Origin of the sequence: Microcoleus sp. N9_A2, from assembly GCF_036701775.1 — a bacterium.
GTDB lineage: Bacteria > Cyanobacteriota > Cyanobacteriia > Cyanobacteriales > Microcoleaceae > Microcoleus.
This window is the reverse complement of sequence record NZ_JAUBRH010000002.1, coordinates 24086-38605: the sequence shown is the minus strand read 5'-3', so window position 1 is coordinate 38605 and position 14520 is coordinate 24086. Positions and strand designations below refer to the sequence as shown.

Genomic DNA, 14520 nt, shown 5'->3' with positions numbered 1-14520 from the left:
TAAGTAATAGGTCAAGGCGATCGGTGTATTCAACTCTAGAGCAAAAGTATCAGCGCCTGCAAAAAGACTTAAGAAACGGAGTCATCGCGCTTGGCGGCATTTTATGCACGGGTACTCTCTGGTATTGGCAGGTGGAAAAATGGTCTTTGCTCGATGCCGCTTACATGACAGTATTTACCCTAGCAACTGTGGGCTACGGTGAACTTCAGCCCCTCGGCCAACGCGGGCGAATGTTTACTATCTGCCTGATTTTGATGGGCGTGATTGTGATTGGTTTCATCGTCAACCGCTTTACAGAAGCGCTGATTGAAGGATATTTTCAAGAAGGAGCAAGAATTAGGCAGCAGCGACGATTGATAGATTCTTTTATCGGGCATTACATTCTCTGCGGTTTTGGGCGCACGGGCCGCCAAATTGCTTTGGAATTTGAGGCCGAAAATATCCCTTTTGTGGTGGTAGATTCGGCGGTGCAGTCGGTTGAGGCAGCTTTGGCGCTGGGGTACACGGCTGTGCAAGGAGACGCGACACTCGATGAAACTTTGCTGAGTGTGGGGATCGATCGCGCAATTTGCATAGTAGCAGCTTTGCCATCGGATGCCGAGAACTTATACACTGTGCTGTCGGCGAAAACTCTGAATCCGAAGGTACGGGCGATCGCCCGCGCCACAACAGAAGAAGCTGTAAAGAAGTTGCAGCGGGGCGGCGCCGATGCCGTCGTATCCCCCTACATTACGGGCGGCAAACGCATGGCGGCGGCTGCTTTGCGCCCTCAAGTTATGGATTTTTTAGATGGGGTTCTGACGGGAACCGATAGTTCTTTTTACATGGAAGAATTTCTGGTAGATCCGAATAGTTGTGTTTACGTCGGAGAAACTTTGAGAAATGCCAAGTTGCGATCGCAATCCGGGGCCTTAGTTTTAGCAGTGCGGCGGGCTGACGGCCATTTGATTGTGGGGCCAACTGGAGAAACTGCGATCGAAGGAGGAGATATGCTGATTTGTTTGGGTACTGCCGAACAACTGCGCGCCCTGAATCAAATCCTCAGCCCGCTGAGTTCTCGCGTCCCCCGCCCTCCCAAGTAGTCGCCCGGTAATTATCTATGAGAAATGAGAACTTCTGCCGAATGCCTTCTTCTCTATAGCGGTTATTTCTTGAAGCGAGGTACGCACGCGAGCCGGCCCAGCAATTCCCTTGCATGAACAGGAACCACCAATGGCATAGCCCTATGCCATAGCCCTATGCCCCGGAGCATCTCCTGAAACCTGAGAAAGGCTATATCAATCGCAGTTTAAACCCGCCGCTGCGGCTGTCGGAAATTCGATCGGCACAAAAGTCACCCCAAACTGCTCCTTAGAACACTTGACAATATGCACTAATACGGGACTAAAATTTGTGCGATTGCCCATTGTGTCAAACTGAATTGTTCCGGTGGCTCCGGTGGCGCTAAAATTTGGATGAGCAATAGTTTGTTGTATCCCTTCGCGGCTGGGTTGCTGCTGCCCTTCTATGGCTTGAATCAGCGTCTTCGCCGCATCGTAAGTTAAGGCAGTTCGGTGACTGACATTTCCTTCCCAAAGCTTGCGAGTATCCTTAAGAAATGTGCGATTGGGAGAGTTTAAATGATGCCAAGAAACTGATACAGCCATTTTTTCAAAAGACGGTAACTGACTGGCAGCTTCTAAGGTTTTTTGACTGTATATTCCCCCGGTTCCGACAACCCAATTGCGATCGAGATTGGCTTGGAAAAGTGCCATCGCATTGTTGATTGCGATCGGGACGTGACTCGCACTTAAAACAATCGTTGTTTTTTCTGTTTCCCCGACTTCTTGGATGGCTTTTTTAACGTCAAAGTCGCTTTTGGACAGGTCGAATTCGGTGATATTTGCAATAGTTCCTCCCCGTTCTCTAAACTGTTTTCTGAATTCTTCCCAAAAAGTCGAAGTGGATTCGCTGCTGGAGTTGTAGAAACCAGCTACTTTGGTTTGACCTTGCTTTTCAATCAGATATTTCGTGAATACTTCCACGCTAACTTTAGTCCGAGGAACAGTTCTAAAGAAAAATCTCCGGGGTTTTTCTGTGACTTCTTCCGTTGTAGTGCCTGGGGAAATTAATACTAAATGATTTTGGTTGTAAATATCGACTGTATGGGCTGTCATTTGGTTAGTGTAGTGACCGATAACACCTAAAAGATCGGTGAGTTTGACTAGGGAATTAGCACGGGCGATCGCCTCTGCTTTCAGATTGGCATCAGCGGCAATTATGACTTGTAAACCTTTGCCTTTAATAATTTGATTTTGCTGAACATCTAAACCGTTTAGGTTGCGATCCATCTCAGCATTGAATAATTTTAAATTAACTTCTGTTTGCGCTTGAGCAACTCCCCGCAGGATTTCTTTTGCCAAATCGATTTCGGCTCTACCTTGTTCGTTTATGCGAACGGGAATGATAACAGCGAGCGTGTAATAATCGGCTTTTTTAGCCTTTAACAAGGCATTATTCATGTAGATCAAAGTTTCGGGATCTTTTCGTTCTTGTTCAATCCACGACCTTTTAAAATATTGAAATGCTTCCCGATAATTGGATTTGGCAAATTCATTGATTCCGCTTTGCTTTAATCGAGGAGATGAGGCTTCGAGAATAGATTCTTCGCCGCAGCTTAAAGCATCACCTTGCACGAAAAGGCAAGTTTTTGGGGTAAGAGTGTTGTGGAGAAAAAGGGCGATCGCAATTCCAGCCATAATTCCTGCAAATCCCAGCAGCAGTCGGCGAAAGTGCGATCGACAAAATCGACAAAATCGATCGAACCAATTGGGTTTTGGCGGCGAATTCAAATCGTGCAAAACAGCAGCAACACATTGATAGCGCTCAGGGAAGTTGTAGCGCACCATTCTGTTTAAAATTCTTTCCATACCGTCGCTAATTCTTACCATACGGCCCACAACGATATTGCTATGGCCATCTGTCTCAAAATCAGCAGGACGCAAGCCAGTTAGGCCTTCAATAGCAACAATACCCACAGCATAAATATCGCTACAAAATTGAGGATTGCCAACCAATTGTTCCGCCGGCGCATATCCTTGCGTATAAATAGTTCTGCTTCTAGTCTCTCCCGAATCTGTGATTTCCAAGGAACTGATTTCTTTCACCGCCCCAAAATCAATCAGAACTATTCTGCCATCGCCATCGCGCCGAATTAAGTTAGAAGGAGTGATATCGCGGTGAATGACATTGTGTTCGTGAACAAAAGCGATAACTGGCAAGATATCCTGCAAAAATTCAATTACTTGCGTTTCATTCCATTGGGTATTTGAATTTAATTCTTCCCTCAGCGGATGTCCTTCAATGTATTCTTGAATTAAATAAAAATGGTCATTTTCTGGAAAGCTATCGAATAACTGTGGAATCTGCGGGTGGCTGCCCAATCGGTGTAAAGCTCGAACTTCTATTTTAAATCGCTTTTTTGCTTCTGATAAGAGTTGCGAATTGCTGGGCTGGTTAATTTCCTTAACGACGCACAGGCGGTGATCGGGTATGTCTAAATCGATAGCTAGATATGTCCTTGCAAACCCTCCCCGACCTAATTCACGGACAATTTTGTAACGTTTCCGCAGGATATCTCCTGGTTGCAGACACATAAATTTTTTGTTATTCTTGAACAGGCTGCGATTGTCCAGTTTGATTATACCGTATTTTTACAGAGATTTTTGTTGAGTTTCTGTAAAGTTTTATCAAAACTATAGTGATTCCAAGTGCGATCGCTATAAATACTTGATTTAGTTATGCCCGATCGCATTCTACTGGGCGCAAACAGCGGTATTCTTTAATAACTTGGGCTGCTAAAATTGCTTTAGGTTAATCAATTGCCCGGGGAAACGATATTACTTTTTTAAGCAGTCGGACTTTGACGACGGATCGACAGTAAACTCTCTTAAATTACATCTGCGTTTATCTGTGTTTATCTGCCTGACATCTGCGGTTGACATATTAATCAAATATTTATCCAAAAAGTCTAAGGTGCGTCGCAGCTCGAAAAGTCGATTGAATGCAGGGATTAAAGAATGGCGACGCACCCTACAAATACTGTTACATTATTTTCATAATTGGTATAAAAATGCCCTCAGCAAGTCGCCGAGGGCATTTTTAGGTCGTTAAACTGCGTTTTGGGCGACAGATTGACGATCTATTAATTGCTTTGGTTTCGTAAAAATCGCTCAAACCCAAAGCCGATGGTGGGATTTGAACCCACGACCGTTCGATTACGAATCGAATACTCTACCCCTGAGCTACATCGGCACAGACAATTTTGAATTATAGCACAACTATAGCGAAAAAAGCAAGGAGTTGTAGAACTTAATTCACAACTCCACAACTCCTAGCTCACCAATAGTTAAACGGTCACTTCCGTGTCAGTTGAGCCGCCTCTGGCCCCGGAATAAACCAAACCCCGCTGCATATCCAGCGTCAGCATAGTTCCGTCCCGAATTACCCGTGTCGCCTTCTCTACACCCACCATCACCGGCACGCCCAAGCGCAAACCGATAATCGCGGCGTGAGAAGTCAAACTTTCCTCCTCCGTCACCACACCGGCTGCTTTGCGAATCATATCCACAAACTCGGCGCTGGTGCGTTCTACTACCAAAATGTCTCCAGGGTGGAAATTCGCTACATCCGCAGCAGTGCGAGCCACCCTCGCCATGCCGCTCACCGATCCCAAACCGACACCGGTGCCTTTGCCTAAAACCGCTGTCACTACTTCAACTTTGATCAAATCCGTCGATCCGGCAACCCCTTGCAGAGTACCGGCGGTCATCACCACTAAATCTCCGTCGCACACTAACTCTTTTTCCTGGGCGACTGTCATGGCAGAGTGAAATGTCTGGCCTGTGGAGGGCAAATCCAGCACCAGCAGGGGTTTTACTCCCCATACTAATTGCAGTTGTCTGGCTACGTCTACGTGAGGAGTAACTGCCAAAATCGGAGTTTTGGGTCGGAACTTCGAGACATTTCGGGCTGTGGCGCCGGTTTTGGTCAGCGTCATGATAGCCGCCGCGTTCAACTGTTCGGAGATTTGGCTGACTGCTTGGCTGATACCGTTGGGGATCGATCGACCAATATCTTCTACATTCCTAATATTGCGTTTAATTCCTTCCCTCTCCATCCGCACCGCAATTCTCGCCATCGTCGCCACCGCTTCGACGGGGAACTTGCCGACTGCAGTTTCATTCGAGAGCATCACCGCATCAGTTCCGTCAAGAATGGCGTTTGCCACGTCGGAAATTTCGGCGCGGGTGGGACGAGGATTACCTACCATGCTGTCGAGCATCTGGGTAGCGGTAATTACGGGAATCCCCATGCGGTTAGAAGTAGCAATCAAGCGCTTTTGCAAAATCGGCACATCTTCGGCGGGCAGTTCCACTCCCAAATCGCCGCGGGCGACCATCACGCCGTTGCACAGGGCCAGGATTGCTTCCATTTGTTCGATCGCCTCGTGCTTTTCGATCTTAGCAATCACCGGTACTTGCTTGCCCGCACTGGCTATCAGCTCTTTAATTTCGAGCATATCCTGGGGATTCCGCACAAAGCTCAGGGCCACCCAATCGACACCTTGGTCGAGCCCGAACATTAAATCTTTGCGGTCTTTGTCAGTCAGCGCCTTAATTGACAGGTAAACTCCCGGAAAATTCACGCCTTTGTTGTTGGAAAGCGGCCCGCCGACTACCACGCGGCAGTACAATTCCCGCGAACTGCGGTCTACTTTTTCGACCCGCATTTCCACTTTCCCGTCGTCGAGCAGAATCACTGCTCCCTCTGGAACTTCGTCTGCTAGTGGGTCGTAGGTGACGGAAGAAATGAGCTCGGTGCCGGGAACTTGGCGACTGGTGAGAATGAAAGGATCGCCGTTTTTGACAACTATAGAGCCTGTCTCAAAGCGCCCTAAACGAATTTTCGGGCCTTGGAGGTCTTGGAGGATGGCAACCGGCTGGTTGAGTTCAAAGGATGTTTGCCGGATTAAGCGAATGCTGCGCTGGTGGTCTTCTTCTGTTCCGTGGGAAAAGTTGAGTCGCAAAGTTGTGGCACCGGCTTCAATGAGCTGGCGCAGCACTTGTGGGTCCGAAGTTGCTGGGCCAATGGTGGCGACGATTTTAGTCCGGCGTAGGGCTTTTGGCAATTGCATCAGCGGTGTTCTGGGGAGGCAGGTGGATTTCTTGTTTAAATTTCGGCTAACGTTTCATTTTTGCACTACAAGCAATGACGCTAGTCTCAAGTCTTAAAAATTTTGATTGTCGTCAAAACAGCAGGTATTGAACAATATATAGAATATCTGACTTTTTACCCATCGGTAATCTTTTCTTGGGGAGCGCCCTTTTTTGCAAATTTTTCTGCTCTCAGGCTTGACATAAATACAGACATACCCATTGATTTTATTTGGTCTGCTGAGCTCTTTTGGCTAATCTAGCACTGGTATCCTTGCACAACAGCAACACTTTGCTGTTTGTGCAGAGGCTAGTTTCTGGCGATCGCACTCTGTTGTTTCATGGCTTTAGGCTGAGGTTCCTGACAAAACTTTACTATTGTCTGGCTTGTATCTTATACTACGCAAGTGTGAAATATTAAGGAGTCTTAACAAAGATGTCGGAGGCAGGACGGCCGCTGACAGTGCCGAAAGAGTTTCTGAGTCCTCCCGGTGACTTTAATCCGACGCTGCTGCTGTTTTTGAGTGCATTAGCGATTCTCGTGATTTCTAACTTGGGTTTCTGGTGTTGGGGATGGCCACAGTGGTGCTGTTTTTCGCTGAACGTGTTGGCTTTGCACATGGCCGGAACTGTGATTCACGATGCGTCTCATAATGCAGCCCATCGCGATCGCACAGTTAATGCTATTTTGGGACACGGTAGCGCGCTGATGTTGGGTTTTGCTTTCCCGGTGTTTACGCGGGTACATATGCAGCATCACGCCCACGTCAACGACCCAGAAAACGATCCAGACCATTATGTTTCTACTGGCGGGCCTTTGTGGTTAATTGCTGCGAGGTTTTTTTACCACGAGATTTTCTTCTTTAAGCGCAAACTGTGGCGGAAATACGAACTTTGGGAATGGTTTTTCAGCCGCTTGTTTGTAATTGGAGTGGTTTATATCTCAATTCAATACGACCATTTGGGTTACGTGCTGAATTTCTGGTTTTCTCCTGCTTTGGTGGTAGGATTAGCCTTGGGCTTATTTTTTGATTATTTGCCGCACCGTCCGTTTCACGAGCGCGATCGCTGGAAAAATGCCAGAGTATATCCAAGTCCCATTCTGAATATTTTAATTTTGGGGCAGAACTATCACCTGATTCATCATTTGTGGCCTTCAATTCCTTGGTACAATTACCAGCCAGCTTACGAAGCTGTGAAGCCGCTATTAGATGAAAAGGGTTCTCCTCAAAGTCTGGGAATATTGGAAGGTAAAAAGGATTTTTGGAGTTTTATATATGACATCTTTTTAGGGATTAGGCTGCATCACAAGAAGGCTAATGATTGACAAAAAATCCGGTTTCTTGGAGAAGCCGGTTTTTTTTGCGAAGGAACAGGGAAGAAGGAAGAGGGAAGAAGGAAGAGGGAAGAAGGAAATTTTTGTGACTTTCCTCACAATCTCACAACTGACGCACCTCTGGAATAGATGGTGCGGAGCGAATTAGATTAGGAGTAATGATTGAGAATTAATGTTTCTGACGCACCCTACCGCTTACTATGGCGCAATACGCTATGGATATAAGATCTATCTTATGAATTTTGGCGAGGATCGCGCTTAGGAGGATGCCACCCTGCACTAATCCATAAACGACGAGCTTTGATAATCGCTCTTTCATTATGATATCGATCGTTAAGGTCTAATCGATCGCAAGTCCCCCTACCTGTTGGAGTAATACCGATTATTTCTAAACCATCTACAGACTAGATAAAATGATCGAACCATTGCTGTTGACATGGATTAAATAAAGTTACTTCCTGTTCAGTTGCTGGATCAGTACCAGTAATAAAGTTATAGCGATTATTATTACAGCGATGACAAGCTAAAGCTAAGTTTTCGAGTTCATCACTACCACCAATTGATCGAGGTAAAATATGATCTATCGTAAATAAAGTAGAGCTACTTTATTCGGCAGAATGGCAATATTCACAAAAAAAACTAGCCCTACTTCTTACTAAATTTCGAGTAGCACGGTTTATGGACATGAGGCTGCTATAACTTTAGCGTTAATTAAGGTAAAAATCCGATCCAGTTCTAGTAAGCTTGCTAGTTCTACAACCTCTTCTGAATTTAAAACATTAGCCTTTTTTCCCTCGGCCAGTTCTTCCAATCTAGCTTGCAGATTTTCGGTAAATTTGAATAAGCAAAGATTTCTGACTTTCTGAATTGATATGTCACTATCAATCCAGTAGGAAGGTTGTACCATAAGTTCAGCTATCATGGTTATTTAATGACTTAATTACTAATTTTAAACACTAATTTTACCATAAAATTGAGTCGATTTTATTTTTTCTGGGTTAATTTTTATAAAGTTTATAGAGGATAGTTTGTAGAGAAACGGAAGAGCGTCTGTATCGTTTCCCATTTCTTAAAAGTGGGCTAACTCAGTTAAAAATAAACCCACCGTTGCTGGTGGGTTAACTCTTGAATCAATCAAAAAGTGATTTTCTTATTTTTCTGCGGCAAGCGCGACGGCTAAATTCCAATCGGGGCGCAAATTTTGAGCTCCGCGCAAATAAGGATGATAAATTTCGGTATGTGCCGGCCAATTGATGTGAATTAAAAAGCGGATGCAGCGTTCTAAAGAACCCTTAACGTGCATTTGTTGGACATCCAACAAAGGAACATTGCACCAGCGGGGACGTTCGCGGGCGATCGCAGCCGGAAAGATAGCATCCAAATCGCGGGTGACTGAAAACGTAGCACTAATCATTAATTCCGGCTCTAAATTATTTCTTGTTTCTAATTCATCTAACAATTCTCTCACCGATTCTCGAATTGCTTCTACCGAATTCTCGCTGGCAGTTGTTGCCCCGCGAATCGCCCGCACTTGCCATTCCACGCAAATATTCTCCATTTTTTTGTCAGTTGTCAGTTGCTAGTTGTCAGTTGTCAGTTGTTAGTTGTTAGTTGTTGGTTGTTAGTTGTTAGTTGTTAGTTGTTAGTTGCAATTACCAATTACCAATTACCACTGCCAACTGCCAACTGACTACTGCCAACTGCCAACTGACTACTGACTACTGCCAACCGCCAACTGCCAACTGACTATTTAATCACGGGCGATACAGCCACAGCGGTAAACCGCTAGTAGAAAGCTCGAATTCCAGCAAGTTTTTGTAAGCTGAAAGCCCGGATGTATCCAGACTACTCCCCAAGACGCGATTTAGGAAAGGTTTTTGTTTTTCTAGGGTGCAGCATTCGGTTTTTTCGGGGTCTAGGCCTGCGAGTTCGGCTGTCCAGCGGCGAGCGTCCTCTTCTGTTCCTAGTCGATCGACTACACCCAATTCTAACGCTTGCTGACCGCTAAAAATGCGACCGTCGGCAAAGGTTTTGACTTTTTCAACTGGGAGTTTCCGGGCTTCGGCGACGGTTTCGACGAATTGCTGGTAGGTGGTGTCGATTAAGTCTTGGAGAATTTGCTGTTCTGGCTCGGTCAATTGTCGATCGAATGCCAAGATATCTTTATACGGCCCCGATTTAATCACCTGAAAAGAAACGCCGACTTTTTCTAACAGCCCTTCTAGGTTGTTACCCCGGATAATCACGCCAATGCTGCCGGTAATTGTACCCGGATTGGAAACGATATGGTGAGCTCCCATGCCGATATAGACTCCGCCAGAAGCTGAAATATTGCCGAAACTGGCGACTATTTTGATTTTTTCTTGCAAACGCTTGAGCGCGCTGTAAATTTCCTGGGAATCCCCGACTGTGCCGCCGGGGCTGTCTATCCGCAGCAGCAAGGCGGGAAATTTGCGTTCTTCAACGGTTTTGAGAGCTTCGAGAACTCGTTTGCGGGTTTCTCCGGCGATGGCTCCGGTGACTTCGATGCGGGCGATTTGTTTGCGGTAGCGGGGCTTGAATGGCCAAATCATGGGCAGTTTACAGGCAATGTGGAATTTTGTAGCTAACTTCTAGTGTGACTCATCTGAAGGTATTCGTCGGGCCCGCACGGGGGCAGGGGTGCCAACAAGCGCGTTCAGCCCGCAGTCCGCCAGGGGTTCAAACCCCTGGCTAATAGCAAAAGTCCTCTAAAAGAGGACTGATGAGTGAGTTCTGCAGTCCTCTTTTAGAGGACTTTCGCTTTGAGGCAGGGAATTAATTCCCTGCCGGATCAAAGGTGTGGCGTTAAGTTCGATCGCACTTAACCCACCTTCGATCTATAATTGTAAAAATTGCTTAACAAATCTACATCATTCCCGTGAGAGCCACTCTCATAAATTATTTGGAGTCCCGCCATGCAGCTAAAAATTACCGATTCTAAACTGCCCTTTGCGCCGCTGTTGCTAATCGCGCCGTTTTTCCTGTGGGGAACCGCGATGGTAGCGATGAAAGGGGTGATGCCACACACGACACCGCTGTTTGTGGCTGTCGTGCGTTTATTACCTGCGGGCGTGTTGGTGTTGCTGGCGGCGGCATTGATGGGAAAACAGCAACCGCAGGGTTGGAAAGCTTGGCTGTGGATTTCGTTGTTTGCTTTGGTTGACGGTACTTTGTTTCAAGGCTTTTTAGCCGAAGGTTTGGCGAGAACCGATGCGGGTTTGGGTTCGGTGATGATTGATTCTCAACCGCTAGCTGTGGCGATTTTGTGTTTGTGGCTGTTTCAAGAAAAAATTGGATTTTGGGGCTGGTTGGGACTAGCAATCGGCGTAGTTGGGATTAGTTTAATTGGTTTGCCTGATGGCTGGATTTTGGGGCTGTTTCATCCTGAAAGCGCGCAGGTTTCTGGGGGTATGGAACAGTTCTTTGAGGGTGGGGAATGGTTGATGCTGTTGGCGGCTTTGTCGATGGCTGTGGGTACGGTTTTGGTGCGCTGGGTTTGTCGCTATGTTGACCCGGTGGTGGCGACGGGCTGGCACATGATTTTGGGCGGTTTGCCGCTGTTAGCACTTTCGGCTGCAACTGAGTCTGAACAGTTTGTGAATATCGATTTTTCGGGCTGGATGGCGTTAGGTTATTCTACCGTGTTCGGAAGTGCGATCGCCTACGGTTTATTCTTTTATTTTGCTTCGAGTGGCAGTCTAACCAGTTTAAGTTCTCTTACCTTTCTTACGCCTGTATTTGCTTTGCTGTTCGGCAATTTGTTCTTGGGCGAAGTGTTGAATCCGCTGCAATCGATGGGAGTTGGGCTGACGTTGGTGAGTATTTATCTGATCAACCAGCGGGATACTTTGGCGGAAAAATTGGGAAAAGTGCGGCATGGTGAAGCTAATTCTGAGGAGAAAGTGCAGTTATTAGAGTCGTCTGAGTTGAAGAAAGTTGAATTTCCCGTGAAATTACGAGCTACAGAGTTGGAGTCGGAAGTTTAGATTTAGATTGCATTCTCAAGGCAATTAAATGTGTCCCGCAAAACAGCTTAATTTACATTAAAAATCGTCCTCTGGTTCTACAGCAATATTTCTGTTTTCAAGTTCTTCTATAAAGACTTTGAAACTCGGATTGTCTGGGTAACTGGCTATTAAAACCTTCTGCTTGCAGTATTTGCGGGCTATTTGTCGATAGTAGTCAGGATTTTTAGCATTGCGATCGATTGTAAAACTATCTTTTCTACTAAGCTGCTGGTTTAATGTATCCAAACAATTTATCAACTTAGATTTTCTCTTATCTGTATAGTACAGCGGCAGCAACCAGCACTCAATAGAATGTACGGATATGGCAAATACGATCCGCTGTTCGTATTTTCTGTAAAAATCTTCCCCTATCAAACCTTTAAACTTATCGATGACTTTTTCAATCAACTGCTGAGGAGTTAACTCACCATTTTCATCTTGCTTGGGGATATTATAATCTTCTGAAACATCAGTATCTATTTGGATAATGATATATTCGATAAATTGAAATGCTTCCTTAAAATCTGTTGACTCGCAGTAAGCAATAACTTGACTCCAGCCTCCATAATTATGAGATTTATTATCATCATCTTTATCTCTTTCTGGTTGAAGCGGTCTAATATCTAGATCGGGGTTATTGAAATATCCTGCTAAAATACTTTCAATCACAATCTGGTCAGTCAATCCCTCAGTAATTAATCCGAAATTAGTCATATTAAAAATTCTTAGGAAGTCCTCCGATATAGCCCCTCAAAAAAGCCTCGGATAGTTTGACAGGTTCCTGTCCTTCGAGAGGTTCAGGTTTGAGAATGCGTCGGGCTTTGGTATGTCCTAATTGGTTTCGATAAATGACAAACAGCCGCTGTTCCTCATCATCTAAATCTAAACCGTCCAAAACAGCCGGGTTGTGGGTTGTGAATATAACTTGTTTGTCGTGTTTTTTTGCTAATTCGACTAATTCTTGCATTAATCTGCGACACAATCTGGGGTTGAGAGAAGCATCAATGTTATCTATTGCAAAAAATTTAGGAGTGAGAGCGCTAATAAATAAAGTGAAGTAAAAAAGCAAAAATAAAAAGCCTTCATTAGAGCTTCTTTGGTCAAAGTAAGTTAAATCAGGATATAAGTATCTATCTTTAATTTGGAGAGAGTTTTGAATACTTGATAAATTGGGAGGAGCTTCAAAATCTTGAAACCAATCTATCAATTGCAGTTTTTTATTGATTTCATTAAGCTGCTCCTGGTTATCTGAATTCAAAACTTTTAATAGTTTAAACAAGCCTTCTCCATTAATCCCTAATGGTTGAATTTGCCCTTCTTTTTCAAAAGTACGTAAGGCGATATTTTCAGGAGAGTAAATGATAAATTCCTGTATTTTAAGTGTTTTGATATTTGTTTTGCGGATAAATTGATATTGTCGATCTCGGCTGTCTAAAAAACTATTATATTCCCAAGCAGCAAGCGGCCTATAGGCTCTTTCTAAATTCCGTTCTTCTTCTGAAATCCCATAGTAAAAATGATTTATCCATCGAGCATAGGGTGTATTATCGTTATTTAAAATAAACCTTATTTTTATTGTGTCATTATTTCCTCTAATTTCAATGCTGATATCTTTATCTAAATTTTCCTTTTCAAAAGCCGATCGCATCAATTGAGGTTCTGTAACTCTGATGCCCCGAGAAGCTAAAAACTCGTTATCCAGCTTGTCATCAGCCGCAGCAGAAGCAAGGGCGATCGCCTCTAGGATATTGCTCTTGCCGCAGCCATTTTCACCGATCAATACAGTTACTCGTCCTAATTCTAGCTTCAGCTTTTGAATGGACTTATAATTTTCGATTCTGACTTCTCCAATCATAATTCAATCCCATATAATCTTAGTGTACTCATTGTATCTCCGATCGCATGAATCTCAAAGAACGCTTGCACAGCCATCTGATTCAAATTGTACGCGATCGCAACCCATACCTCGCATCCGAAGGGCATTTTTATGCTCAGCAATACATCCGCGAACAGTTGGCACAGTGGGGCACTGTAGAAATCGACGATTTTGCAGTGCGCGGGCGAATTCATCACAATTTTATCTTGGATTTACCCCCCCTCAGTCCCCCCCTTGGTAAGGGGGGGAAGCAAGAAGGATCGACCCTTGGTAAGGGGGGGAAGCAAGAAAATTTGCCGATCGTAATTGGTGCTCATTACGATTCTGTACCCGGTACGCCTGGGGCTGATGATAATGCTACTGGTGTTGCTGTTTTGCTGGAACTTGCAAGGGATATCGCATCTGGGCCGCTCAAATATCCAGTGCAATTAGTCGCCTTCGATATGGAAGAATACGGTTATTTGGGAAGCAGTCATCATGCAGCTAAATACAATCAACCGCAAAAGTCAATCCGGTTAATGATTTCTTTGGAAATGTTGGGTTATTGCAACCACAATCCTAATTCTCAAAGCTATCCCGCTGGCTTGAAATATTTTTATCCAAATAGTGGCAATTTTATTGCTTTAATTGGCACTTTGCGGACGGTTCCCGATTTGATTAATTTGAGTGGCAAAATTCGCAAATCTGGTCAGCCCTGCGAGTGGCTACCAGTGCCGAATCGAGGTTTAATTGTCCCCGATACTCGTCGCAGCGATCATGTTCCTTTTTGGGATAATGGTTATCCGGCTATTATGGTGACTGATACTGCTAATATGCGAAATCCGCATTATCATCGAGAAAGTGATAGGATTGAGACTTTGGATTTGGATTTTCTGGCTGGTGTTTGTCAGGGATTGGTTGAGGCTATTCGACATTTATAGGAATTTTATTTTAACTGACATTTTGTACCTCGATCGAGAACAGGCAAGATGCCTGTTCCACAAGAGATAAATTGTATTGTGGGGAGTAGGGGTTGGGCATCCTGCCCGCCCATAAAAGGCTGATTAACATTTATGATCGAGAACAGGCAAGATGCCTGTTCCACAA

Annotated in this window: 12 protein-coding genes and 1 tRNA gene; 4 read left to right on the top strand and 9 right to left on the bottom strand. The window is 44.8% G+C overall.

Going from position 1 to position 14520, the window contains the following annotated elements; genetic code table 11:
- Positions 1-23: 23 nt before the first annotated feature.
- A complete protein-coding gene (locus QUA44_RS01395) occupies positions 24-1082 on the top strand; it encodes a potassium channel protein (protein ID WP_333247885.1) in 1059 nt (352 codons plus the stop codon).
- Between the two features lie 195 nt (positions 1083-1277).
- Here the strand turns inward: QUA44_RS01395 and QUA44_RS01390 are convergent, their stop codons facing one another.
- From QUA44_RS01390 to pyk, 3 genes are all read right to left on the bottom strand, one after another.
- Complete coding sequence (locus QUA44_RS01390; RefSeq protein ID WP_333247886.1) at positions 1278-3635, bottom strand: bifunctional serine/threonine-protein kinase/ABC transporter substrate-binding protein; 2358 nt, start codon at positions 3633-3635, stop codon at positions 1278-1280.
- 586 nt (positions 3636-4221) lie between these two features.
- Positions 4222-4293: transfer RNA gene (locus QUA44_RS01385), tRNA-Thr, on the bottom strand.
- A gap of 94 nt (positions 4294-4387) precedes the next feature.
- Positions 4388-6175, bottom strand: a complete 1788-nt coding sequence (gene pyk / locus QUA44_RS01380; RefSeq protein WP_333247888.1) for a pyruvate kinase — start codon at positions 6173-6175, stop codon at positions 4388-4390.
- A gap of 455 nt (positions 6176-6630) precedes the next feature.
- On the opposite strand from pyk, the gene crtR reads away from it, so the two are divergent.
- The gene (crtR, locus tag QUA44_RS01375) at positions 6631-7521 is read left to right on the top strand and encodes a beta-carotene hydroxylase (RefSeq protein ID WP_333247890.1); all 891 of its coding nucleotides are present in this window, start codon (positions 6631-6633) and stop codon (positions 7519-7521) included.
- A 413-nt stretch (positions 7522-7934) separates the two neighbouring features.
- Here crtR and QUA44_RS30600 read toward each other — a convergent pair whose 3' ends face one another.
- From QUA44_RS30600 to sppA, 4 genes are all read right to left on the bottom strand, one after another.
- Positions 7935-8114: an HNH endonuclease gene (locus tag QUA44_RS30600; RefSeq protein ID WP_445243622.1), complete on the bottom strand. Its 180-nt coding sequence runs from the start codon at positions 8112-8114 to the stop codon at positions 7935-7937.
- Positions 8115-8206: 92 nt separating this feature from the next.
- On the bottom strand, positions 8207-8452 hold the full coding sequence (locus QUA44_RS01370; RefSeq protein WP_265237140.1) for a hypothetical protein: 246 nt from the start codon (positions 8450-8452) through the stop codon (positions 8207-8209).
- Positions 8453-8680: 228 nt separating this feature from the next.
- The gene (gene aroH / locus QUA44_RS01365; protein ID WP_333247892.1) at positions 8681-9088 is read right to left on the bottom strand and encodes a chorismate mutase; all 408 of its coding nucleotides are present in this window, start codon (positions 9086-9088) and stop codon (positions 8681-8683) included.
- Positions 9089-9284: 196 nt separating this feature from the next.
- Positions 9285-10103: a signal peptide peptidase SppA gene (gene sppA, locus QUA44_RS01360; protein WP_333247894.1), complete on the bottom strand. Its 819-nt coding sequence runs from the start codon at positions 10101-10103 to the stop codon at positions 9285-9287.
- Between the two features lie 363 nt (positions 10104-10466).
- On the opposite strand from sppA, the gene QUA44_RS01355 reads away from it, so the two are divergent.
- Entirely contained in the window at positions 10467-11537 is a 1071-nt protein-coding gene (locus QUA44_RS01355) for a DMT family transporter (protein WP_333247895.1), read from the top strand.
- A gap of 57 nt (positions 11538-11594) precedes the next feature.
- On the opposite strand, the gene QUA44_RS01350 is transcribed toward QUA44_RS01355, so the two are convergent.
- Together QUA44_RS01350 and QUA44_RS01345 are read right to left on the bottom strand one after the other, a co-directional pair.
- A complete protein-coding gene (locus QUA44_RS01350) occupies positions 11595-12272 on the bottom strand; it encodes a phage tail protein (protein WP_333247896.1) in 678 nt (225 codons plus the stop codon).
- Position 12273: 1 nt separating this feature from the next.
- Entirely contained in the window at positions 12274-13413 is a 1140-nt protein-coding gene (locus QUA44_RS01345; RefSeq protein WP_333247898.1) for an AAA family ATPase, read from the bottom strand.
- Between the two features lie 47 nt (positions 13414-13460).
- Between QUA44_RS01345 and QUA44_RS01340 the strand changes: the two genes are divergently transcribed.
- Entirely contained in the window at positions 13461-14354 is an 894-nt protein-coding gene (locus QUA44_RS01340; RefSeq protein ID WP_333247900.1) for a M28 family peptidase, read from the top strand.
- Positions 14355-14520: the final 166 nt, after the last annotated feature.

Coding starts and splice junctions, on each gene's coding strand:
- pyk (WP_333247888.1), bottom strand. CDS start 6,175: ATGCAATTGCCAAAAGCCCTACGCCGGACTAAAATCGTCGCCACCATT.
- aroH (WP_333247892.1), bottom strand. CDS start 9,088: ATGGAGAATATTTGCGTGGAATGGCAAGTGCGGGCGATTCGCGGGGCA.
- sppA (WP_333247894.1), bottom strand. CDS start 10,103: ATGATTTGGCCATTCAAGCCCCGCTACCGCAAACAAATCGCCCGCATC.
- QUA44_RS01390 (WP_333247886.1), bottom strand. CDS start 3,635: ATGTGTCTGCAACCAGGAGATATCCTGCGGAAACGTTACAAAATTGTC.
- QUA44_RS01350 (WP_333247896.1), bottom strand. CDS start 12,272: ATGACTAATTTCGGATTAATTACTGAGGGATTGACTGACCAGATTGTG.
- crtR (WP_333247890.1), top strand. CDS start 6,631: ATGTCGGAGGCAGGACGGCCGCTGACAGTGCCGAAAGAGTTTCTGAGT.
- QUA44_RS01355 (WP_333247895.1), top strand. CDS start 10,467: ATGCAGCTAAAAATTACCGATTCTAAACTGCCCTTTGCGCCGCTGTTG.
- QUA44_RS01340 (WP_333247900.1), top strand. CDS start 13,461: ATGAATCTCAAAGAACGCTTGCACAGCCATCTGATTCAAATTGTACGC.
- QUA44_RS01370 (WP_265237140.1), bottom strand. CDS start 8,452: ATGATAGCTGAACTTATGGTACAACCTTCCTACTGGATTGATAGTGAC.
- QUA44_RS01345 (WP_333247898.1), bottom strand. CDS start 13,413: ATGATTGGAGAAGTCAGAATCGAAAATTATAAGTCCATTCAAAAGCTG.